A 22,445-nucleotide genomic window follows, 5' to 3' on the forward strand; every position below is an offset into this window, starting at 1 on the left:
TGGCCTGGTGACGACGGCCCCCCTCATCGACGTAGTGGGCGACGTGGCGACGGTGCGGCTCAGCCGGCCGGACGCCGGCAACGCGCTCGACCTGGCGACCGCGCTCGACCTGCGGGACGGCATACGCCGGCTCGCATCGGAGCGGCCGCGAGTGGTCGTGGTGCGGGCGGAAGGGCGGATGTTCTGTGCGGGCGGGGACGTGCGCGCGATGGCGACGGCCGCGGACCGTGGGTCGTTCGTGGCCGAGCTCGCGGGTGTGCTCCATGAGGCGCTGGTGACGCTGCGCGAGCTGCCCGCGGTCGTCGTGGCGGTCGTCCAGGGCACCGCCGCCGGTGCAGGGGTGGGGCTCGTCCTGGCTGCCGACATCGTGCTCGCCTCGGAGCGGGCGCGTTCCTGGCGGCATATCCCGGGGTCGGGCTGTCGCCCGACTGTGGCGTGTCCGCCCTGCTTCCGGATGCCGTCGGACCCCGCCGCGCCGCCCTGTTCGCGCTGACCGGTCTTCGGCTGGACGCCGCGGCGGCCCTCGACTGGGGACTCGTCAGCGAGGTCTGTCCACCCGACGCGCTGGAGGCGCGTGCCGAGGCGGTCGTCGAGGCCCTCGGTGCGGTCCCGGCGGGCGCGGTCCGCGAGGCGGCGCGGCTGCTGCGCGCCGCCCCACGGCGCTCGTATGCCGACCACCTGGCCGACGAGGCCGTCACCATTGCGCGTCTGGCCGCCACCCCGGAAGCGGGCGAGCTGATCCGCGCCTTCGCCACGCCCACCCCCGAAGGAGACTCGTGACCATCCACAGCAGCACCGTCGACGACATCGTCGGCCGTAGCGCGACCCGCTACCCGGACCGGACCGCGCTCATCTTCGAGGACCGCACCTGGACCTATGCCGAGCTCGACGCGGGGGTGTCCCGCGCCGCCGCTCACCTGATCTCCTTGGGGCTCGAGGCCGGTGACCGGGTCGCCACGGTCGGCGTCAACTCCGACGCGTACCTGCTGGCCTACCTCGGCTGCGCTCGCGCCGGGCTGGTGCACGTTCCGGTGAACTATGCCCTGACCGGTCCGGAGCTGACCTATCTCCTGCAGAACTCCGGCAGCCGGGTCGCGCTCGTCGACCAGGCGCTGCGCGAGGGCGTCGAGTCCGTCCGTGCGGACACCTCGGTCGAGCAGGTGCTCGTCCTGCATGGAACGGACGACGCCGTGCTGCCGGTGTGGAGCCACGGCGACGTGCCCCTGGTGGAGGTCGAGCGGTCCGACACGGACCTCGTCCAGCTGCTCTACACGTCCGGGACGACCTCACTGCCCAAGGGCGCGATGATGACGCACCGAGCGCTCGTGCACGAGTACGTGTCGGCGATCGTCGCGCTGGAGCTGGCCGAGGGCGACGCGCCGCTGCACTGTATGCCGCTCTACCACTCCGCCCAGATGCACGTGTTCCTCATGCCGTACCTCGCGATCGGCGCGACGAACCACCTCATGGCCCGTCCCGACGTCGCCGAGATCCTCGAGCAGGTGCCGGCGAACCGCAACGGCGCGCTCTTCCTCGCCCCGACCGTGTGGGTGCCGCTGGCGAACCACCCGGCCCTCGACGGTGCGGACCTGTCGTCACTGCGCAAGGCGTACTACGGCGCGTCGATCATGCCGGTGCCCGTGCGGGAGCGGCTCCAGCAGCGGCTGCCCGAGCTCGGCTTCTACAACTGCTTCGGCCAGTCGGAGATCGGCCCCTTGGCAACGGTGCTCCTGCCTTCCGAGCATGCCGACCGGCCGAGCTCGTGCGGGCGCACCGTGCTGTTCGTCGAGGCTCGCGTCGTCGACCCCGAGGGAGTCGACGTCGAGCCCGGCACGCCCGGCGAGCTGCTCTACCGGTCGCCACAGCTCTGCACCGGATACTGGGACAAGCCCGAGGCGACCGAGGAGGCCTTCCGCGACGGATGGTTCCACTCCGGTGACCTCGTGAGCCGTGACGACCACGGATATGTCACGGTGGTCGACCGCATCAAGGACGTCATCAACACCGGCGGGGTCATGGTCGCCTCGCGTGAGGTCGAGGACGCGATCTACACCCATCCCGCGGTCGCGGAGGTCGCCGTCATCGCTACGGCGCACGAGCGCTGGATCGAGGCGATCACCGCAGTGGTCGTGCTCAAGGAGGGCCAGACGGTGTCGGAGACCGAGCTCGTCGACCACGCGCGTGGGCGCCTGGCGCCGTTCAAGCTCCCGAAGGCCGTGCACTTCGTCGACGAGCTGCCGCGCAACCAGAGCGGCAAGCTCCTCAAGCGGGTCCTGCGCGACGACCTCGCCGCCCAGTGACGTGCCGGCCCCCTGGACCGGCGGCCGGGCCAGGGCGGATGCTGGAGAACGTGCCGAGGAGCCGGGTCGCCGGGGTCGTCCTGCTTGTTCTGCTCGTCGTGCTCGTCGAGGCGCTCGCGGCATGTGGAGGCACGCAACCACAGGAGGTGCAGAGCGTGACCGTCTCACCGTCGATCACCGTCACCAGCAACGCGTTCCAGGATGGCAAGCCGATGCCCGTGGACTACACCTGCAACGGCGCGGGCAGGATCCCGCCGCTCGCGTGGTCAGGCACACCGTCGGATGCCGCCGCGCTGGCCCTTGTCGTCGATGACCCCGACGCGCCGAGCGGCACGTTCACCCACTGGGTCGTGCTTGATCTTCCTTCTGGGACAATCAAGCTCGACGGGGACGTGCTCCCGACGGGTGCCGTCCAGGCGAAGAACTCAGGCGGCCGCGTGGGGTGGTACCCACCGTGCCCGCCGAGCGGCATCCATCGTTACCGGTTCACCGTCTATGCGCTCTCCAAGGCGACAGGGCTCCCGAACGGCGTCGGGCTCGACCAGGCGCTGGGTGCGGTCGGCGACAATGCCGTCGCCCAGGGCCGGCTCGTCGGTACGTACGGCCGTTAGCCGCCAGGCGCCGGGGGTCAGGCCTGGGCGCGGAGGTAGCGGCCGAAATGGGGGACGGTGAACGCGATCTGGCCGCGCTCGCTGGAGTAGATGAGGCCCTTCTTGATCAGCGCATCCCTTGCGGGAGAAAGGGACTGGGGCTTGCGCCTGAGCACGTCGGCGACAGCCGCGGTCGGCACGGCGTCGCGCTCGACGACCCCGTCGTATGCCGTGTGGCCCGGTTCTGCGTCGCCGTGGCCGACGGCGTCGGCTGGGGCCTCGGTCGAGTCCACGATGGCGGCGTCGGCCATGGCGCGGAGGTACTCGCGCTCGGCAGGGGTGGCGCGCTCGAAGCGAGACCCGAAGAAGCCGACCGCCAGCTCCGACTCGGCCTCGGGCACGGCGACCCGGATGTCCTCGGCGGTGACCGGGGAGGTGGGTGCGACGTCCCACACGACCTTGCCGTACGCCTGGATGAAGTAGGGGTAGCCGGCGGTGACGGCATACATCGCGTCGAGGGCCTCGCCGGTGAACTCGCAGCCCTCCTCGGCGGCGGGACCGACCAGCGCCTGGTCGGCCGCGTCGCGCGGCAGCCGGTCGATACGGGAGTAGCGGAACAGCCTCTCGGAGTACGACTTCGACGCTGAGAGCACGGCAGGCAGATGTGGCAGCCCGGCGCCGACGACGATGACGGGCAGTCCCGACTGCGAGATCTCGTGACATGCCGCGCACAGCGCCGAGACGTCCTCCGGGTCGAGGTCCTGCATCTCGTCGATGAAGAAGGCGACGCCCTTCCCGACGTCCGCAGCGAGCCCGCCGATGTCCGTGAAGAGCTCGACGAGGTCGATCTCGATGTCGCCGGAGTCGGCGCGGCCAGGCACGGCCGCGACGTCGATGCCCGGCTGCCACCGGTCCCGCAGCTTGGAGCCGGTCGGTGCATCGCGCAGCGCGAACGACTTGACGATGCCGAGGACCTGGTCGACATCCTCGCCCCGCGGGTGACCGAGCTCTCGGACCGCCTGGTGCGCCGCCGCCGCAAGAGGCCGTCGCAGCCGCTGGTCCGGGCGTGCCTCGAACTTGCCGGTCCCCCAGTCGGCGCGCACCGCCGAAGAACGCAGTGCGTTGAGCAGCACCGTCTTGCCGACCCCTCGCAGACCGGTCAGCACGATCGAGCGCTCCGAGCGCCCCCGCGCGATCCGCTCGAGCACCACGTCGAACGTGCGCAGCTGCTCGTCGCGACCGGCGAGCTCGGGTGGCCGCTGCCCGGCCCCGGGGGCGTACGGGTTCGTGATGGGGTCCACGCTCGGAGGCTATACGCGTGTCTATCGAAAACCTGAGACATCCGAATAGCGGGAGATCGTGTCGCGGTGTTCTTGGCGCCTCGCTTCGCTGCGGCGCGTGCCACGGCGCCGCTGAGGCGTTGCCATGCTGGTTGGCGGCTCGCTTCCGCTACCCACCGACTCAACGCAAGGTCTGCTTCATTTGATTCGGATTCCACTGAATTCAGGCACAAAAAAGCGCCGTTCCGCACGGTCAGGGGTGGTCATGCGGAACGGCGCGCTTGCGACTATAACCGGTTCGCGGGCCAAACGGTCAACTGATCGGCTCAATTTCAAAAAGTTGGTGCGGATTCGCAATGGAGTCCTGCTCGGCGACCAGCAGCATCTCCTCGGACCCGCTCGCGTGCGTGCGCTCGAGCACGGAGTACATGGTCGCGGCGGTCCGCGCGAGCGCGACCTGCGCACCGTCGGTCAGGTAGTGCGCGAGGAACACGGCCGCGGTGACGTCACCGCCGCCACGGACCGTCATCGGCAGCATCGGCGTGGTCACGACCCACGCGCCCTCCCCGGTCACGCACGCCATCTGGATCGAGCCCTGGGGGGTGTCCGTCGTCAGCGCGCTCGTGACGAGCACGACCTGCGGCCCGCGGGTGCGGAGCTCGGCGGCAGCGGCCAGCAGGTCCGCCTGCGTCGTCACGGTCCGGCCGACGAGGAACTCCAGCTCGAACTGGTTCGGCGTGACGATGTCGGCCTTGGGCACGACATGGTCGCGGAGGTACTCCGGGATGCCCTCGCGGACGAAGAAGCCGCGGCCGACGTCGCCCATGACGGGGTCGCAGCAGTAGATCGCGTCGGGATTCGCGGCCTTGACCCTGGCGACCGCGTCGAGGACGACCTCGCCGACCGCCTCGGCGCCCTGGTAGCCCGACAGGACCGCGTCGATGCTCGGGAAGGCGCCGCGGTCTTCGACCCCGTTGATCACCTCGGCCACATCCGCCGGCGCGATGAGCGGCCCTCGCGTCGCGCCGTAGCCGGTGTGGTTCGAGAACGTCACCGTCAGCACCGGGTAGACGTCGTGCCCGAGCCGCTGCAGCGGGAACACCGCAGCAGAGTTGCCGGCGTGCCCGTAGGCGACGTGGGACTGGATCGACAGGATCTTCACGAGAGGCCACGCTAGCGCCCCGTGCCGGATGCTCTGCCCGCGCTCCTGCGCGGGCCGTGCGAGGATTGGTGTATGAGCGTGATCCCGACGACAACCGTCTCCGAGCTGGCCGACGACGTCGTCATGGTCGACGTCCGCGAGGACGACGAGTGGGCCGCCGGCCACGCTCCGAACGCCATCCACATCCCCCTCGGTGAGCTTCCCTCGCGCCTCGGGGATCTGCCCGAGACCGACGACACCGTGCCGGTCGTATGCCGCATGGGCGGGCGGTCGGCGCGTGCGGTGATGTGGCTGGTACAGCAGGGCTTCGACGTCGCGAACGTCGAAGGCGGCATGCTCGCGTGGCAGCGCGCCGGCAAGCGAATGGCTGCCGACAGCGAGCCGCAGATCATCTAGGCCGGAAGATGCCCCTCGAATGAACGACGACCGACGAGACGACCGCTCCGGAGCACCCGACCCGAGCCAGGACTCGTGGTCGGCGTGGCTGCCCGAGCTCGACCCGACGCGGGACCGGACGCAGCCTCTCGACGAGCCGGCACAGCCGCCCCCACCACCGCCCCCACCACCGCTCCCTCAGGCTCCCGCACCGGTCTCGGCGCCACGGACGCGGCGCCTGCCGTACCGGGCCTTGACCCCGGCCGCGACGGGACGGGCGCCGGCATACGCCCGACGGCCCAAGAGCTACCTGGGGCTCGCGATCCTCGTGACGATCTTCTGCTTCTGGCCGTTCGGGATCGTCTCGATCATCATGGCGGCGACCGTCGGCTCACGCTGGTCTCGAGGTGACGCGCATGGCGCCTACCGCGCGTCGCGGGCGGCTCGCGCGTGGGCCGTGGCCGCGGTGGTGGCGATGTTGATGCTGTTCCTGCTCTTCTACGTCGTCGTCGGGACGATGTGGTCGATGGGCCGGCACTGAGGGGAGTGAAGGGGTGCACGCGCCGGCCCATCGACGATCGGTCCGGTCAGGCGTCCTGGCGCACCACGGCACCCTGGGCGACGACGACCTTCACCTGCTCACAAGCGTCACCCTGCTCGAGAGGGTTGGCGTCGATCACGACGAGGTCGGCGAAGCCGCCGGGGACGAGGCGTCCCGCCTCGCGCGACCAGCCGAGCAGGCGGGCCGCGCTGGTGGTCGCGGCCCGTAGGGCGTCGAGCGGCGTGAGTCCGGCCTCGACGAGCAGCCGCACCTCGGAGCCGATCGGGTCGACGTCGGTGCCGAACGAGTCCGTGCCGGCGACGATGGTGACGCCGCGCGCGTGGGCCTCGCGCACGGCCTTCATGAGGATCGGGGTGTACTCACGTCCGCGGGCGTCGAGGATCGGGTTGCTCGAGCCGATCATCCCGCTGATGGCCGCCAGGGTCGGCGTGAAGTGGGTGCCCCGGCGGGCCATCTCGGCGATGGTCGCGTCACCGACGAAGACCCCGTGCTCGATGCTCCGGACGCCCGCGCGGACGGCGCCGTCGATGCCGACCTCGCTGTAGGCGTGGCACAGCACCGGACGGCCGGCAGCCGCCTGGACGACGGCCGAGAGCTGCTCCCGGTCGTAGACGAGCTCGAGAGGGTCCTGCTCGGGCAGGCCGGCGCGGGGGTTGGCGCGGGTCTTGACGACGTCGACGCCGCGGGACACGTTCACCTTCGTCAGGTAGGCCAGGTCGGTCGTGCTCGTGACGCCGTTCTTCAACGCGGCGAGGGGGGCGAGGTCGGGGTCGGCGAGCACCGAGTCTCCGAGCTGCGGAGACACGAACAGCCCGGCGGCCCGCATCCGCGGGGCGAGCCCGGGAGCCCACTGTGACAGTGGGCGCATCGCGACGTCCTGGAAGAAGGACGACGAGCCGCTGCGCACCGAGGTGGCGCCCGCGTGCACCAGGGCCTTGACGTCGGCGACCGCGTTGGCGTGCACGTGGACGTCGATGAGCCCGGGCACGACCCAGCGACCTGACGCGTCGATGCGCTGTGCGGCACTGCCCACCGCGGCGACGGCCCTGCGGGTCGTGTCGCGGGAGCCCACTGCGAGCACGGCACCGTCGCGCAGGACGACGACGGCGTCCTCGATGACGTGACCGGTGAGCGGGTCGACGACCGAACCGCCCTCGACGACGAGCGGCGGAGCGGGCGTCTCGGTGACCGACCCGCGCCGGGAGCCGCCGGTCGTGGAGGCGGCGGCGGACGAGGCGCTGGCGATGCCGGCGGCGGTGACCCCGGCGAGGACGGCGGCGCCCGCGAGGACGTTGCGGCGGGAGACTGACGAGGGGGGCAGGGTCGGCGTGGCGTCGTGGTCATGCAGGCACATCGGGGTCCTCCTGGAGCTGGGTTCGTCGCCAGCAGATTTGGTATACCAAATAGTGGTATACCAAATGCCAGGCAGCGTCAATGGTTACTCGGGAGGAACATGCCGGCGAGGCTCGGTGGAATGCGGCTACGCCGGCGTGCCGCAGACCAGGTCGCCCGGGCCCGGTGCGACGACCGGGGCTTCCAGGACGCCCGGGAGCGCGGGTGACTGCCGCATCTGCGCGGTCCGCTCGCCGACCTGGAGGCAGAGCTGCAGACGCGTCGCGGCCGGGGTTATCGGGTCGCGTGGCGCGACGAAGTCGGGACCGGGCACATCGAGCGTCGGAGGCGTGACGGCATACGTCCGGCCGGTGACGGTCGCCCCCGGCTCCAGCGCGCGGGCGCCGATCACCGGAGCGGCGACGAACCGTACGCCGGGGGCCGTGGCGAAGCCCTGCCCGCTCAGCCGGACCACCCCGCCGGCCATGTACACCCATCCGTGCTCGGGGTTGAGGTCGGGAGGCAGCGTGGCCGAGCCGAGCGTGTCGGGGATCCGGTCGTAGACCACGAGCTGCCGCGTGCCGGTGTTCGTCACGGAGTAGTCGATGACCGTCCCCGGCTTGCGACGGACACCGGGGTCGGCCGGGAACTGCGAGAAGCCGACGGAGACCGTGTAGCGAAGCGTCACCTCACCCTGCGAGGCGCCGCCCGATGAGTCACTGGACCCACACCCGGTCGCCGACACCACGAGACCGCCGAGCGCTAGAGCGGCGAGCAGACGCGGCAGTCGTCGCATGCCGGGATCACTTGAGCAGCCTGGACATCCGGCGGTCGGCGAGCGGCTTGCCCCCGGTCTGGCAGGTCGCGCAGTACTGCAGAGACGTGTCGGCGAACGACACCTCGCGAACGATGTCGCCGCACACCGGGCAGGCCTCGCCGGTCCGGGCGTGCACGCGCATGCCGGCACGCTTGGCGTCCTTGAGCTCCTTCGCCGGCTTGCCGGACGCGGCGAGGACTGCGCTGGTCAGCGTGTCGCGCATCGCGGCATACAGCCGCTCGACGACGTCGGGCGCGAGCGAGCCGGCGATCGCGAACGGGCTGAGCTTGGCGACGTGCAGGATCTCGTCGGAGTAGGCGTTGCCGACGCCGGCGATGACCTCCTGGTCGCGCAGCAGCCCCTTGATCTGGGTGCGGCGCCCCGCCAGCAGCTCACTGAACTTCTCGAGCGTGAAGTCGTCGGCGAGCGGGTCGGGCCCGAGCCGGGCGATGCCCGGCACCTCTCGAGGGTCGTTGACGATGTATGCCGCCAGCGACTTCTTCGTGCCGGCCTCCGTGAGGTCGAAGCCGGAGCCGTCGGACAACCGGACGCGCAGGGCGATCGGCGACTTGCCGGGCCGCAGGATGGTCGTCGGCAGCTGGTCGGACCAGCGGAGCCAGCCGGCCCGCGCGAGGTGGAAGACCAGGTGCGTCCCGTCGGCGTCGATGTCGAGGAACTTGCCGTGCCGGTGCACGCCGTCGATCGGTGAGCCCTCGAGGGCCTGCGGCGGCGGGTTGAACGTCTTGAGCACGCTGAACGAGGCGAGCTCGACCGTGGTGATGGCGAGCCCGTCGGTGCGCTCGGCGAGGAAGTCCACGAGCGCCTGCACCTCGGGCAGCTCAGGCATGGCCCAAGTCTGTCATCCCGGCACCACAGTCCGCCCCGGTCGCGACGGCTGCTCGTCGGCAGCGACCGGCTCGCCGACCTTGCCATGCTCCTCGAGGATCCGGAGCAGCCCGTAGCCGTCAGGGGCAGAGAACGTCTGCACCGTCCGGGCGGCCCAGGGGCGCAGTGGCGGGTCGAGCTTGATCGGGTTGGACAGCACCTGCTCGGTGGGGGACAGGTGCCGGATGCAGACCCCGTCGACATGGCTGGGTCGGGCCTCGGCGAACTCCGAGTAGAGCATCGGGTCGTGCTGGCCGTCGTCGCCGACGAGCAGCCAGGTGATCTGCGGGAAGTCGCGTGCCAGGCGGTTGAGGCTGGAGCGCTTGTGGTCCTGCCCGCTCCGGAACCAGCCCGTGTTGGTCGGGCCCCAGTCGGTCATGAGCAACGGTCCCAGCGGAAAACCGTTCTCGAGCAGGAAGCGGGTCAGTGTCGACGTCGTGTTCCACGCGCCGGTCGAGACGTAGACGATCGGTGCCCCGCGGTGCGCCGACAGGATGCGGCGGTACATCGGAGCCATGCCCGTGACCGCCCGCCGGGTCTTGCCGCGCAGCACGAAGGTGTTCCAGGCGGCGATCATCGGCCGGGGGAGCATCGTCGTGATGACCGTGTCGTCGATGTCGCTGACGATGCCGTAGGTCACGTCGTCGGCGACGATGAACACGTCGGCCGGCACCGGCTCGGTGCCCTGTGCCTGGACGACGACCTGCTGCCAGCCCGGTTCGAGGCCGTGGTCATGGGCGACGAAGTCGACATAGCCTCCCCGGTCGGAACGGCCGTAGACCTCCCGGTCGCCGATCGTCACGGTCACCGGCACTCCGCTCGCGTGGGCGGTGACGAACACCCGCCAGCCGCGGTCGTAGTGCGCCGGGGCGAGCGCTCCCGTCGCGTCCTGGCGGCTCGGCGGGCCCGGCTCGCCCTTGCGGTGCAGCACGACTCGTGCGAACACGCGGACGAACGAGGTCGACCCGTAGCCGATGTGGGTCACGACCTTGTTGCTCCAGCCACGCCCACGCAGCACACGCTCGACCTCCCGGTTGAGGTTGTCCTCGATGATGGCGGCCGCGTGCGGTCGTGACATGACCCAAACCTACCCGGCGGCCGTCGGTGATGTTTGATGGACGACGTGCACCCCATTGCCGAAGCACTCAGCAGCGCAGCGACCGGCGACTTCCCCTCCGTCGACGGCACCTGGCAGCGGGTCGAGCCGTGGAGACCGGGCGTCGAGGGTGTGCTCGCCTTCACCGGTCACGCCTTCCTCGCCCTCGAGCCGGACGTGCGAGACAGCGACGTCGAGGCGCTCGGAGCCGACGGCTTCGGAGGCGCGAGCAACCCACGCCTCGTCTCCCGGCTGGCCAGCGGCGGCTGGATCGACTCGCTCGACGTCGTCCTCGTCGCCCGCGGGCGCGGCGGCGACGCGGCCCTCGTGCCGCGCAGCGACCTGCGGAACCATCCGCGCGCCGAGCACGCGACGGCGGTCCGCAGCTCGGTCACGACCTATGGGTATGCCGTCCACGACGACCGCACGCTCGTGACCTTGTCGACGGGACTGGGCGGGCTGCCCGAGATCGGCGTGGAGACGGACCCCGCCAAGGACCATGCCGGCTCGGCTGTGGTGCGCGACGCGCTGACCCTCGTCTCGAAGGAGGAGGTCGTCGTCGCGGCGTGTGCGCCCGGCAACGCACGGGCCCTGCGCGCCTTCATGTCGGCCGGGTTCGAGCCCGTCGCGTCCGTGCAGCTGTGGAGGCCCGAGCGCGTCAGGGATGCGCAGCACTCTTGACATTCTGACCGTTTGGCGAATATCGCCCCTTCATGATCGGATCTGCGGGTGGACAACGCCGTTGGCCTCGGCAGCGAGGCACCATCTGGATCCGCCCGGACGCGCAGCTGGCCGATCCTGCCGATCGCCGCTGTCCTCTGGTGGCTGGTCGGTGCTCTTCCCTGGATCCTGTCTGGCCTCGGCGACGAGGTCAGGGGCGGCGGCGGGTACCTCTCGCTCCTGCCGTTCCAGGCGTCACTGCTGCCCCAGCTGCTGACGATCACGCTCTGCGGAGGTACGGCGGCCGGGCTCGCCACCCTGTGGCTGCGCGACCGGTCGCGCCACCGGGTCGCCTCGTGCCTCGCTGCCGTCGGCGGGTCGTTCGTGGCGACCGCCTACACCGTCGCCCAGGCGACCGGAGCCACCCGTTCGCTCGGCGCGGACTTCGACAGCGACCGTCGCGTCCTGGCCGGAGTCGTCGGCGTCGCCATCCTGGGCAGCGTCGTGGGCACGCTCCTTGGCCTGCTTGTCGCGCTCGGCGGCCCGGTCACGAGAGCCATCGCCGCGGCGCCGCTCGCCGCCGCGGCCGGCGGCTGGGCCGCCGGAGTCCTGGTGGCCGCCGTCGGGATCGACAGGGCCCTGCCGTTCCTGCCGTGGGGGCGCTATGTCATCGGCGCCCTCATGGGCCTTGCCCTCGCAACCCTCGGCCTGCGACCGGCCCGCCGGCTGGTGGCCTGGGTCGTCGCCCTCGTGCTCCTCGCGGTCACCCAGGCGGCGATGACCGCCTTCACCTATGTGACGCCGCAGCTGCGACCCGGCGCCGGCCTGCCCGCCGGGCTCGCCGACCTGGTCGACGCCGGTCGCGACGTGTTCTTCCTTGCCCTGCAGCCCGAGCACCAGCCGTGGGTCGTCTATGTCATAGCCCTGGCCGGTGGGCTCGCCGGGGCCCTCGTCCTCTGGCGACGACCCGACGGCACGGAAGGCGCCACCCCGGCGCTCGCGGGAGGCTGAGCACCATGCCACGACACACGCGAGGCCTGCAGGCGGCGGCCACCCTCGTGTCAGCCGCGCTCATCGGGACGCTCGCGGCCGGATGCTCCCTCTTCTCCCAGGCACCGGCGCCCGAGGACGCGGCGCGCGCCCTGGCTGCGGGGCTCGCGAAGGGCGACCTGTCCGGCGTCAGCCTCAAGGGCACGACTGCAGCCAAGGCCAGTGCGTTCGTGCAGCAGGCCTACAAGGGCATGGGCGGCATGCATCCCGCGGTCTCGATGACCGACATCTCGCACGCCGAGGACTCCGACCGCGCGACTGCCACCATCTCGACGCGCTGGGACGTGTCCGCCTCGCCGACCGACTGGACATACCAGACGAAGGTCAGCATGTCCCTGGTGGACGGGCAGTGGCAGGTCGCCTGGACGCCCCGGATCGTCGCGCCGGGCCTCGCCTCCGACGAGACGCTCACCCTGAGCCATCGGTGGCCCAAGCGCGCCGACATCCTCGACGCCTCGGGCGGCAAGCTCATGACCGAGCGCGAGGTGTCCGTCATCGGGATCGACAAGACGAAGGTGTCCGGGGCCGACGCCACCGCAGCGGCACGCAGGCTCGCCGCGCTCCTCGACATCGACCCGGCGAAGTATGCCGCCAAGGTGTCCGCCGCTGGGCCGAAGGCCTTCGTCCAGGCCCTGACGGTGCGGCAGACCGACCCCATCCTCGACGCACACGGCGCGGCCATCGCCGCCCTCGAGGGCGCCCTCACGGTGCCCGCCCTCGAGGTGCTCGGTCCCACGCGCACCTGGGCGGCGCCGATCCTCGGCTCGGTCGGCGAGGCGACGGCCGAGCAGGTCGCCAAGTCCAACGGGCGTCTCGAGGCCGGCGACGACGTCGGCCAGAACGGCCTCGAGTACCGCTACGACGAGCAGCTGCGCGGCAAGCCCGGCCTGTCCGTGCAGGCCGTCCGCCATGGTGCCGACGGGAGCGTCATCGACAAGCGCGAGGTCTACGCCGAGGTGTCGACCGACGGCGAGCCGCTGCGCCTCACTCTCGACCCGTTGGCCCAGACGGCCGCCGAGGCCGCCCTGGCGAAACAGACCAAGCACCCGACCGCACTCGTCGTCCTGCGGGTGTCGACCGGCGAGATCCTCGCAGCCGCAGTCGGACCCGGCGCCAACGGGTCGACGCTGGCGCTCGCCGGCAAGAACGCGCCGGGGTCGACGTTCAAGATCGCCAGCTCTCTCGCCCTGGTGCGCAAGGGCGCGACCGCGGACACCCCCCTGCCCTGCACGAGCACGCTCGTCGTCAACGGCCGGCGCTTCAGCAACTACTCCAGCTATCCGAGCGACAAGCTCGGGAACATCCCGATGCGGACGGCGCTGGCCTACTCGTGCAACACGGCCTTCATCAGCCAGCACGACGCCGTGAGCCAGGACGACCTCATCAAGGCCGCGCAGTCGCTCGGGGTCGGGGAGAAGCTCGACCTGCCGTTCACCGGATTCCTCGGCTCGGTGCCGACGACCGACGACGAGGTGGAGCATGCCGCGTCGTTCATCGGCCAGGGCCGGGTCGAGGCGTCCCCGCTGACCATGGCCGTCGTGGTCGCGTCGGTGATGAAGGGCCAGACCGTGCGCCCCAAGCTCATCGCATCCGATGCTGCCCTGCCGCCGCCGGCCACGCCGCTGCAGGCCCGCGAGGCCGAGGTGCTGCGGCAGGAGATGCGGGCGGTGGTCGACGAGGGCTCGGGCACGATCCTCAAGCAGGTCGGCGTCGAGTACGCCAAGACCGGCACCGCAGAGTTCGGCACCGCGTCCCCGCCCCAGACCCACGCCTGGATGATCGCCGGCCGCGGAGACATCGCCATCGCCGCCTATAACGAGGAGGGCGAGAACGGTGTCACGGGCGCCGCACCCTTCATCCTCAGCTTCCTCAGGTCCTACGACATCCGGTGAAATGTTCATCCAAGCGTTGTCAGGATCGACCGGATCCGACGTGCGATCGGTGACACAAGAGCGCACTATGGTGCGCATGAGGCGCGCAGGCCTGGTGGTGGGGGTGGCCGTCGCAGCTTTCTTGATGGGGGGTTGCGGCGCCGACCCATACCCGGAGGACCCCGTCACGCCCCGCGCGACCGGGGCCTCGCCGTCGTCGACGGAGGTGTTCGGGATCGGTGGCGACGACTCGCTCTCCTCGTCGACCGGGCCCGAGTTCCCGCTCACCCTGCACCGCACCGGAGGCATCGCCGGGTTCGACGACCGCATCGTCCTCGAGGCCAGCGGCAAGGTGCTCGTCGAGACGCGCTCGGTGCACGGCCGGGTCTGCACCCTCGAGCGAGGCCAGCAGCGCCAGCTCGTCTCGGTGCTCGCCACGCTGCGTCTGGGCCCGGCCTCGAGCGACACCCCGTCGGACGACTTCACCGGCGTCGACCCGGGTGTCGCGCCGGAGAGCGACCCGATCACGATCTCGGTCACCGACGACAAGTCCCGCCAGATCGACCTTGGCGACCCGTCGCTCGGCGAGATCGCGAGCCTCGTCGGGTCACTGGTGTCGGACGTGACGCTGTCCGTTCCGGCAACCACCCGGTGCACGACGCCGACGACGCCGGCCTCCCAGCCCGCCGCCCCGTGAACGCAGGTATGCCGCCGGGCCCGGCCCGGCGGCATACCGTTCGTGCTGCGTCGGCGGGGTCAGCTCAGAAGCTGGTTGCCACGTCGTCGATGACAAAGCTCGTCTGGAGCGACGAGTCCTCGGTCATCGCGAACTTCAGGGTCACGTTGGTGCCCTTGTAGGCGGTCAGGTCGATCGACTTCTGGACCCAGGTCGACTTGGGCGTCGACAGGTTCGAGTAGCTGTGGACCGTCGCGCCGTTGATCGACACCGTGGCCTTGTCGTACTGGGTCGTGGTCGTCGTCTCGGACGTGTCGATCCGGATCCAGTACGTCAGCGTCGGCGACGTCGCCGTCGACGGGACCGCGAAGGTCTGCGACTCGTTCTCCGAAGCGGTGGTGCCGTTCCCGCCGAGCCACAGCTTCCACGAGCCGGTGTGCGCCGGACGGCCCGTGTTGTTGGTGATCGGCCCGGCCGAGCCGGTCCAGCCGGTCTGACCGGACTCGAAGCCGCCGTTGGTCAGGGCGCCGCCGGTGGGCGGAGGCGTCGTGCCGCCACAGGTCTCCGTGCTGGCCGGGACCGAGATCGCAGCCATCGCATTGTCGACCGCGCTGCACTCGGCTGAGCCGGCGCCGTAGAGGTCCTTGGCCGCCTTGATGACACCGGTGCGGGCCGCCGCATAGTTGCTGCCCGACGTCAGGTACGTGGCGAGGGTGCGGTACCAGATCTTCTCGACCTTGAGGTGGCCGATGCCGGTCACTGTCGCGCCGTTGCAGGTCGGGCTGCTGTAGCTGACGCCGTTGATGGTCTTGGCGCCCGAGCCCTCCGAGGCGAGGTAGTACCAGTGGTTGAGCGGGCCGGAGGAGTAGTGCGGGTCGAGGCCGCCGAGCGTGGAGCTCCAGCAGTCTCGCGATGCGCCGTCCTTGCTCGGCTTGTCCATGTAGCGCAGCGGCGTGCCGTTGCCGTTGATGTTGATCTTCTCGCCGATGAGGTAGTCCGGCACGTCGCTCGGGTTGTTCGCGTACCACTCGACACCGGTGCCGAAGATGTCGGAGGTCGCCTCGTTGAGGCCGCCCGCGTCGCCCGAGTAGTTGAGGTTCGCCGTGTTCTCCGTGACACCGTGGCTCATCTCGTGGCCGGCAACGTCGAGCTCGACGAGCGGGGCGGCGTTGTTGGCGCCGTCGCCGTAGGTCATCTGCGTCCCGTCCCAGAACGCGTTGACGTAGCTGTTGCCGTAGTGCACGCGGCTGCGTGCGCCGGTGCCGTTGTTCCAGATGCCGGCCCGGCCGAGCTGGGTGTTGTAGTAGTCGTAGGTCTTGCCGGCGCCGTAGTGCGCGTCGACGGCCGCGGACTGCCGGTTGCTCTGCAGCCCGTTGCCCCAGACGTCGTCGGCATCGGTGAAGGTGGTCCCGGTGCCCGACGTGGCCTGGTTGAGGTCGGTCGTGTAGTTGCCGTGAGTGTCCCGCATCGTGTACGACGTGCCGGCAGTGGTCGCGAGCGTCACGGTGCCGACGAAGATGCCGTTGCCCGTGCCCGACTTGACCTCGTCCCAGCCGGCCAGCGTCGTGCCGTTGCTCGCGTCGACGACCGTGTGCAGTCGGCTCGGGGTCTGGTCGGCCTTGACCCCCTCGGTGACGACGTCGTAGGCCAGCTTCGGCCCGGACTCCGTCTGGAACACGACGAGCTCACCCCCGGCGGACTTCTCGTGGTTCGCCTTCGACGCTGTGAGCCCGGCCTGCTCTGCGGTGCTCTTGGCCACCTTGGGCGTGAAGGATGCCGGGGTCACGTCCTTGTGCAGGTTCCAGGTGACGCTCGTGACGGCGCCGGAGGCGTCGTTGTGGCTCACGAAGTCGCCCCCGATGACGCGCAGGCCGTTCACGGTCCGCTCGTAGCGGACGTGCGAGGCACCGTTCGGGTCCTCGATGACGGACTTCACGGTCAGCCGCTCGTCCGCCCCGAGCCCCAGGGCACGTGCGGTCGCCGGCGCCTTGGCCTGTTCTTTGGCCTTGAGGCTCTGCGACTCCGGAGCCGGCTGCTTGTCATGTCCCGTGCTACCTGCTGCTCCCGCCGGGATCGCCGGCGAGAAGGCGACCGCGAGGGCGAGTAGGCCCCCGGTCACCAGTCCAGACTTCACTCGATTCACTGGTTGCTCCTTGTCAGGATGCGGCGCGCGGGCCGCCTGGAGGACGTCCCGAGGTCAAGCCGTAGATCCGCACCGCCGATCTCAGACTGTGAGATAACCATCGGAACGAGCGCGACGCTCGCAGCAGCCGAGAATCCCGGTCAACGGACTTTCCAAGTCTTTGCCAAACACATCCCAAACGCTGAGTAACGCTTGGTGTCAATAAGATTCGCGGATTGACAGGTCTTGGCGATTGGTCAGGGGCGGCTGTCGTCAGCGCACTGAGCGGCAGCCTCCCGACGGCGCGCGGCCTCGAGCTCCTCCGGAGTATCGACGTCCGCTGCGAGGTCGGTCTGGTCGACGATCTCCACGCGCGGTACGCCCGTGGCCAGCCCACGCACGCTCCGGCCCGTGACGTGTCCACCGGCTGCTGCATGAGCGTGGGCCACATCCTCGAGCCGCCGGACGAGGGTCGGGAAGCGCCACGCGGCGCACAGCCAGTTCGGGTGTCCCGCACGGTCGGTGGTGAGTGCGAGCCCGGCGTCGGGGGTCCGGTCGAGCGCGTCGATGAGGCGGTCGAGGTGGCCGCTCGTGACGAAGGGCAGGTCGGCGGCCAGCACCGCCACGAGCCGCGGCGCCGGCGGGGTCGCACTCAGGTGCTCGACCGCTGCGGCCAGCGCCGCGACCGGCCCACCGCCGGGTGGGTCCTCACGGATGACGGGTATGCCGTCCGGCACGTCGTCAGGGAGCCCGACCACGAGCGTGGGGTGCGGATGGGCGGCATCGAGGACGCGGACCACGAGGGCTCGCCCACCGACCGGCAGCGACGGCTTGTGGGCCCCCATGCGCCGCGAGCCACCGCCGGTCAGGACGATGACGGTCACGGGTCGCGCGGCCCGGTCGTCTGCGCCCTGCGTCACCCTCGGAGTCTGGCACGGTCTCTGGCAGGCTTGGACCATGGGACGGGTCACGGTGCGCCGCAGAGTCACCACGATCGACGTCGGGACGCCCTCGATGACGACCCGGGCCGACACGCTCACCGTCGAGGAACCGCTCGAGCTCCGGGTCGGGAACGTGCCGCTCACCGTGACGATGCGCACCCCGGGCCACGACATCGAGCTCGTCCACGGCTTCCTGATGACCGAGGGGCTCATCCGTTCGGTCGACGACATCGCGATGGCGCGCTACTGCGAGGGTGCGGTCACCTCGGGCGAGAGCGGGTTCGACGAGAACACCTACAACGTCATCGACGTCACGCTGGCGGCCGGCGTCGCCGCGCCCACCGCTTCGGCGACGCGCGCCTTCTTCACGTCCTCCTCCTGCGGCGTGTGCGGCAAGGCCAGCATCGAGCAGCTGCGTGCCAGCTCGGTGTTCGACGTGCGCTCCGACCCGGCAGAGTTCGCTGCGAAGGTCGTGGCGGAGCTGCCCGAGGCGCTGCGCGCCGAGCAGCGGTCGTTCGCGAAGACGGGCGGCCTGCACGCTGCCGGGCTCTTCACCGCAGACGGTGAGACGCTGGTCGTCCGCGAGGACGTCGGCCGCCACAACGCGGTCGACAAGGTCGTGGGCTGGGCGCTGCTCAACGGGCACATGCCCGCCAGCGGGTGTGTGCTCGTGGTGTCGGGGCGCGCGTCGTTCGAGCTGACCCAGAAGGCCATCATGGCCGGGATCCCTTGTCTTGCAGCAGTCTCCGCTCCATCATCGCTTGCGGTCGAGTGTGCCGAGGACGCCGGGCTGACCCTCATCGGCTTCGTGCGCGGCATGCGCCTCAACGTCTACGCAGGGGGCGAGCGGGTGACGACCAGCTGACCACCCGGCATACCGGCGCCCACGACGTGACCCGACCCCGACGACCCCGACGAGCCCTGGAGGACAGCGTGCCCATCTTCGCGATCCACTACACCTACCCCGACGACGCCACCGAGATGCTGACCATCCGGCCGGAGCACCGCGAGTGGCTGACCTCGCTGCCCGGTCTGCTCGTCGGCGGGATGTACAAGGACGGGGTCGACGAGGTGAGCGAGGGCGAGCCCACCGACCAGGAGGCCTCCAACGCGGCGCTCATCGTGGTGTCCGGGGAGTCCGTCGAGGACGTGACTGCGGTCTTCGACCAGGACCCCTACTGGCTCGGCGGCTACGTCCTGCGCCGGGTGATCCGGCTGTGGGACCCGCCCCTCGGCCCCTGGGTCGCCGACCCGACCAACTCGCCTGCCTGACGCGGCTCACGAGGCGTGTCTCTCGGAGTCGCACTGCCCTGTGCGGTGATGTCCGCGGTCGCCTACGGAACCGCCACCGCGGTGCAGCACCGCGCGGCCCACCGTGACACCGGCCGGGCCGATGCCCGCGGTGTCCTGCGGCTCGCCCGCGACCCGCGGTGGCTGGCGTCCGTCGGCGGCGACACCGTCGGGCTGGGCCTGCAGGTCGTCGCGCTGGCGACCGGGCCGGTCCTGCTGGTCCAGCCGCTGCTCGTCCTCGCCCTCCCCATAGCCCTGCCGGTCGGGCGCCTGCTCGGTGGCCCCGCCCCCACCTGGCGGGACTACGCCGCCTGCGCGGGCATCCTCGGATCACTCCTCGTCTTCTTCGCCCTGGTCGGGGACCCCGGCCAGGCATCCGCCCTTCCGGCCGCCCACGCCGCTTGGGCCCTGGTGGCCGCCGCGTCGGTCGGCGCCGTCCTGCTGATCTCGGTGCGCACGGCATCCTCGACCGTCCGGGCGGCGGTCTACGGCGCGGTGGCCGGCGCCGGGTTCGGCCTCGTCGGAGTGCTGCTCGACGCCGTGGCCACGACCTGGCAGCGCTCCGGCCCCGCGGGGCTCACCGAACCGGACGGGTGGGTCGCCCTCGGGTGCCTCCTGCTGGTCGGCGCGGCCGCGCTGGTCCTGACCCAGGTCTCCTTCCAGGTGGGCTCCCTTGCGGCGAGCTTCCCGGCCAACGAGGCAACGGCCCCCGTCGTCGCGGTCGTGCTCGGCGCGGCCCTGCTGCACGAGCGGCTGCCCCTCTCACCTGGGCATGTCGCGGCATACCTGCTCTGTGTCGCGGTGGTGGTGGGCGGCGCGGTCCAGCTCGCCCGGGGGCTGTCGCCCGCGTGAGCGGGCCGGCTCACACCTCGTGCACGACGACCCGGTCACCGTCGAGGAGCTCGTCGACACCCTCGGGCACCTCGATGAGGGCGTTGCCGGCGGCGAACGCCGTCAGGTGCCGCGCATCGGGTACGGTCACGGTGCCGTCGTCGTGCAGCACCCCGGTGAGGAACTGCACCTTTCCCGCTCGGGTCCGCCTGCGAGCGCCGCGGTATGCCGCTGAGCGCGCCGGTCGCGCCAGCGCGCCGTGCCGCGCGTCGAGCGCCGGTCGAACCAGAACGTGGAAGGCCACGAAGGCACCGACCGGGGTGCCAGGCAGGCACACCACGGGGGTTGAGCCGTAGCGGCCCAGCCCCTGCGGGCCACCGGGCTGCATCGCGAGATGGACGAAGCAGAACGACTCGAGCGGCTCGCACACCTGGCGGACCACCTCGTGAGCCCCGGCGCTCACACCGCCGGTGGTGACGACGACGTCGATCGAAGGGTCCGCGTCGAGTGCGTCGAGCAGCGCGCGCAGCCGGTCGGGCTCGTCGGTGCACGACTCGATGCGGGCGACCACACATCCCGCGGCCTCGGCGAGCGCGGCGACCATGTGTGAGTTCGACTCGTGGATGCCGCCCGGGCCCGGGTCGACGCCGGGCGCGGTGAGCTCGGCGCCGGTCGCGACGACGGCGAGCCGGCTCGGTACGTACACCTGGGCGGTGGTGCAGCCGGCCGACCGCGCGAGCGCGATGAGCGCGGGGGTGACCTCGGTGCCGGCAGGCGCGATGACGCTCCCGGCCGACACGTCCTCGCCGCGACGGCGGATGTGCCGTCCCGGCTCCACCTCGCCCGCGACGACGACCTGCGCCGGCGTCGGTCCTGTCGGTGAGGCATCGGTCTGCTCGACCGGGACGACCGCCACGGTCCCCTCGGGGACGCGGGCCCCGGTCATCACCCGGCAGGCCTCACCCGGCTGGAGCGGGCGTTCCGGCGCCGAGCCGGCCGGCACGTCCCCGACCACCGGGAAAGCCCGCTGGCCCGGCTCGTCCGGGCGGACGGCATACCCGTCCATGGCGCTGGAGTCGAAGCGGGGGAGGTCGTCGGCGGCGACGAGGTCGACGGCGACGCGCCGGGTGCGGGCTGCTCGGTCGATCGCGACCCGCTCGACGGCTGACGACCCGACCAGGGCCGCCACCGCTGCGCGGTGGTCGGCGACGGAGACGTGTGGCACGCGGCCCAGTGTGCCGCAGGAAGAACGCACGCGAGACGGCAGGATGGACCACCATGACGACGGAGGACTTCAGGCTGGACGGCCTGTTGCTCGGGGTGGCCACGGCGGCGACGCAGATCGAGGGCGGCGACGTCGCGAGCACCTGGACGGCGTGGGCGCAGCAGCCCGGCCGGATCAAGGACGGGTCGAGCCCGGTCCGGGCCACCGACCACTGGCGGCGCTGGCGTGAGGACACCGAGCTCATGGGGTCGCTGGAGGTGCGCATCTACCGGATGGGTGTCGAGTGGGCCCGGCTTGAGCCGAGCCCCGGCGGCTTCGACGAGGAGGCCTTCGCGCGCTACCGCGAGGAGCTGGAGCTGCTGCACAGCCTGGGTGTCCGTCCGCTGCTGACCCTGCACCACTTCAGCGCGCCGACGTGGTTCGAGCAGCGCGGCGGGTGGCTCGCGACCGACGCGGTCGAGGTGTTCCTCCGCTTCGTCGACCGGGTCGTGTCGGCTTTCGGTGACCTGGTCAGCGAGTACGTCACGGTCAACGAGCCCAACGTCTATGTCACGAGCGCCTATGTCTTCGGCGACTTTCCACCCGGCCGGCGCAGCCTTCCGCAGGCGATGCGCGTCTACGCCGCCCTCGCCGAGGCGCACATCCGCGCCTACACCCTCATCCACGACCGCCTGCCGGGGCTCGCGACAAAGGTAGGGGTCGCGCACCACCTTCGCCCGTTCCAGCCGGGCAACCCCCGCAACCCGTGGCACCGCGCGCTCACTCCCGCCATGCGTCATCTCTTCCAGGGCGCGATCACCCGGGCCATGACGACCGGGGAGTTCCGGGCACCGCTGCGCCGCCCACGCGGCATCAGGCGGGGACGGTACGCCGACTTCTTCGGCCTCAACTACTACTCACGCACGACCGTCACGCGCTTCGACGACGGCACGCCTGCCGGCGTCCCCGTCAACGACCTCGGCTGGGAGGTGTATGCCGCGGGGCTGGGCGATACGGCCACGTGGGCCTGGGAGGAGTTCGGCCTGCCTGTCTGGGTCACCGAGAACGGCACGTGCGACAACACCGACGCGTTCCGCTCGCGCTATCTGCACGAGCACCTGGCCGTCGTGTCCGGGCTGCGCGCACGGGGTGTGCCCGTCGAGCGGTACTACCACTGGTGCTTCGTCGACAACTGGGAGTGGACCGACGGCGAGGTGCCGCGGTTCGGCCTCGTCGCGCTCGACTACGAGACCCAGGAACGCACGGTGAAGGCGTCGGGCCGCTTCTTCGCCGAGCTCGCGCGCGAGGGCGGCGTCACGCGCGAGATGTACGCGAAATACGTTGCGGGACAGACGTATCCGGTGAGCCGCGAGACGGGCCACCATCGCTGATGGGGAGGAC

General features: G+C 71.2%; 21 protein-coding genes and 1 pseudogene. 13 read left to right on the top strand and 9 right to left on the bottom strand.

What is annotated here, in order from left to right; genetic code table 11:
* Positions 1-52: 52 nt before the first annotated feature.
* The 3 genes and pseudogenes from ACWEOW_RS06025 to ACWEOW_RS06035 form a co-directional block, all read left to right on the top strand.
* Positions 53-693, top strand: a pseudogene (locus ACWEOW_RS06025) (enoyl-CoA hydratase/isomerase family protein); the annotation flags it as partial.
* An 83-nt stretch (positions 694-776) separates the two neighbouring features.
* Positions 777-2,300, top strand: coding sequence for a fatty acyl-CoA synthetase (locus ACWEOW_RS06030; RefSeq protein ID WP_452268262.1), 1,524 nt, complete (start codon positions 777-779; stop codon positions 2,298-2,300).
* Positions 2,301-2,350: 50 nt separating this feature from the next.
* On the top strand, positions 2,351-2,911 hold the full coding sequence (locus ACWEOW_RS06035) for a YbhB/YbcL family Raf kinase inhibitor-like protein (protein WP_452268263.1): 561 nt from the start codon (positions 2,351-2,353) through the stop codon (positions 2,909-2,911).
* 17 nt (positions 2,912-2,928) lie between these two features.
* Here ACWEOW_RS06035 and ACWEOW_RS06040 read toward each other — a convergent pair whose 3' ends face one another.
* Positions 2,929-4,191, bottom strand: a complete 1,263-nt coding sequence (locus ACWEOW_RS06040; RefSeq protein WP_452268264.1) for an ATP-binding protein — start codon at positions 4,189-4,191, stop codon at positions 2,929-2,931.
* Positions 4,192-4,483: 292 nt separating this feature from the next.
* Positions 4,484-5,332 (bottom strand): pyridoxal kinase PdxY, encoded by an 849-nt coding sequence (gene pdxY / locus ACWEOW_RS06045; protein ID WP_452268265.1) that lies wholly within the window; start codon positions 5,330-5,332, stop codon positions 4,484-4,486.
* Positions 5,333-5,404: 72 nt separating this feature from the next.
* Here pdxY and ACWEOW_RS06050 point away from each other — a divergent pair, with 72 nt between their 5' ends.
* Positions 5,405-5,728, top strand: a complete 324-nt coding sequence (locus tag ACWEOW_RS06050) for a rhodanese-like domain-containing protein (RefSeq protein WP_452268266.1) — start codon at positions 5,405-5,407, stop codon at positions 5,726-5,728.
* Positions 5,729-5,747: 19 nt separating this feature from the next.
* Entirely contained in the window at positions 5,748-6,248 is a 501-nt protein-coding gene (locus tag ACWEOW_RS06055) for a CD225/dispanin family protein (RefSeq protein ID WP_452268267.1), read from the top strand.
* A 46-nt stretch (positions 6,249-6,294) separates the two neighbouring features.
* On the opposite strand, the gene ACWEOW_RS06060 is transcribed toward ACWEOW_RS06055, so the two are convergent.
* From ACWEOW_RS06060 to ACWEOW_RS06075, 4 genes are all read right to left on the bottom strand, one after another.
* Positions 6,295-7,623, bottom strand: a complete 1,329-nt coding sequence (locus ACWEOW_RS06060; RefSeq protein WP_452268268.1) for an amidohydrolase family protein — start codon at positions 7,621-7,623, stop codon at positions 6,295-6,297.
* 126 nt (positions 7,624-7,749) lie between these two features.
* Entirely contained in the window at positions 7,750-8,397 is a 648-nt protein-coding gene (locus ACWEOW_RS06065; protein WP_452268269.1) for a hypothetical protein, read from the bottom strand.
* Between the two features lie 7 nt (positions 8,398-8,404).
* Entirely contained in the window at positions 8,405-9,265 is an 861-nt protein-coding gene (locus tag ACWEOW_RS06070; protein ID WP_452268270.1) for an Fpg/Nei family DNA glycosylase, read from the bottom strand.
* 12 nt (positions 9,266-9,277) lie between these two features.
* Entirely contained in the window at positions 9,278-10,381 is a 1,104-nt protein-coding gene (locus ACWEOW_RS06075) for an App1 family protein (protein ID WP_452268271.1), read from the bottom strand.
* 36 nt (positions 10,382-10,417) lie between these two features.
* Between ACWEOW_RS06075 and ACWEOW_RS06080 the strand changes: the two genes are divergently transcribed.
* The 4 genes from ACWEOW_RS06080 (at position 10,418) to ACWEOW_RS06095 (ending at position 14,677) form a co-directional block, all read left to right on the top strand.
* A complete protein-coding gene (locus ACWEOW_RS06080) occupies positions 10,418-11,080 on the top strand; it encodes an N-acetyltransferase (protein WP_452268272.1) in 663 nt (220 codons plus the stop codon).
* Positions 11,081-11,128: 48 nt separating this feature from the next.
* Entirely contained in the window at positions 11,129-12,070 is a 942-nt protein-coding gene (locus ACWEOW_RS06085; protein ID WP_452268273.1) for a hypothetical protein, read from the top strand.
* A 5-nt stretch (positions 12,071-12,075) separates the two neighbouring features.
* On the top strand, positions 12,076-14,001 hold the full coding sequence (locus ACWEOW_RS06090; protein ID WP_452268274.1) for a penicillin-binding transpeptidase domain-containing protein: 1,926 nt from the start codon (positions 12,076-12,078) through the stop codon (positions 13,999-14,001).
* Positions 14,002-14,077: 76 nt separating this feature from the next.
* On the top strand, positions 14,078-14,677 hold the full coding sequence (locus ACWEOW_RS06095; RefSeq protein WP_452268275.1) for a hypothetical protein: 600 nt from the start codon (positions 14,078-14,080) through the stop codon (positions 14,675-14,677).
* A 64-nt stretch (positions 14,678-14,741) separates the two neighbouring features.
* On the opposite strand, the gene ACWEOW_RS06100 is transcribed toward ACWEOW_RS06095, so the two are convergent.
* Both ACWEOW_RS06100 and mobA read right to left on the bottom strand, forming a co-directional pair.
* Positions 14,742-16,799 (bottom strand): M4 family metallopeptidase, encoded by a 2,058-nt coding sequence (locus tag ACWEOW_RS06100; RefSeq protein WP_452268276.1) that lies wholly within the window; start codon positions 16,797-16,799, stop codon positions 14,742-14,744.
* 236 nt (positions 16,800-17,035) lie between these two features.
* The gene (gene mobA / locus ACWEOW_RS06105; RefSeq protein WP_452268277.1) at positions 17,036-17,698 is read right to left on the bottom strand and encodes a molybdenum cofactor guanylyltransferase; all 663 of its coding nucleotides are present in this window, start codon (positions 17,696-17,698) and stop codon (positions 17,036-17,038) included.
* Between the two features lie 37 nt (positions 17,699-17,735).
* Between mobA and fdhD the strand changes: the two genes are divergently transcribed.
* From fdhD to ACWEOW_RS06120, 3 genes are all read left to right on the top strand, one after another.
* Complete coding sequence (gene fdhD / locus ACWEOW_RS06110; protein ID WP_452268278.1) at positions 17,736-18,584, top strand: formate dehydrogenase accessory sulfurtransferase FdhD; 849 nt, start codon at positions 17,736-17,738, stop codon at positions 18,582-18,584.
* A 68-nt stretch (positions 18,585-18,652) separates the two neighbouring features.
* Positions 18,653-18,991: a YciI family protein gene (locus ACWEOW_RS06115; RefSeq protein ID WP_452268279.1), complete on the top strand. Its 339-nt coding sequence runs from the start codon at positions 18,653-18,655 to the stop codon at positions 18,989-18,991.
* A 15-nt stretch (positions 18,992-19,006) separates the two neighbouring features.
* Entirely contained in the window at positions 19,007-19,861 is an 855-nt protein-coding gene (locus tag ACWEOW_RS06120) for a DMT family transporter (protein ID WP_452268280.1), read from the top strand.
* Positions 19,862-19,871: 10 nt separating this feature from the next.
* Here ACWEOW_RS06120 and ACWEOW_RS06125 read toward each other — a convergent pair whose 3' ends face one another.
* Complete coding sequence (locus ACWEOW_RS06125; RefSeq protein ID WP_452268281.1) at positions 19,872-21,065, bottom strand: molybdopterin molybdotransferase MoeA; 1,194 nt, start codon at positions 21,063-21,065, stop codon at positions 19,872-19,874.
* A gap of 53 nt (positions 21,066-21,118) precedes the next feature.
* Here ACWEOW_RS06125 and ACWEOW_RS06130 point away from each other — a divergent pair, with 53 nt between their 5' ends.
* The gene (locus tag ACWEOW_RS06130) at positions 21,119-22,435 is read left to right on the top strand and encodes a glycoside hydrolase family 1 protein (protein WP_452268282.1); all 1,317 of its coding nucleotides are present in this window, start codon (positions 21,119-21,121) and stop codon (positions 22,433-22,435) included.
* Positions 22,436-22,445 lie beyond the last annotated feature (10 nt).

This window comes from Monashia sp. NPDC004114 (genome assembly GCF_053603855.1).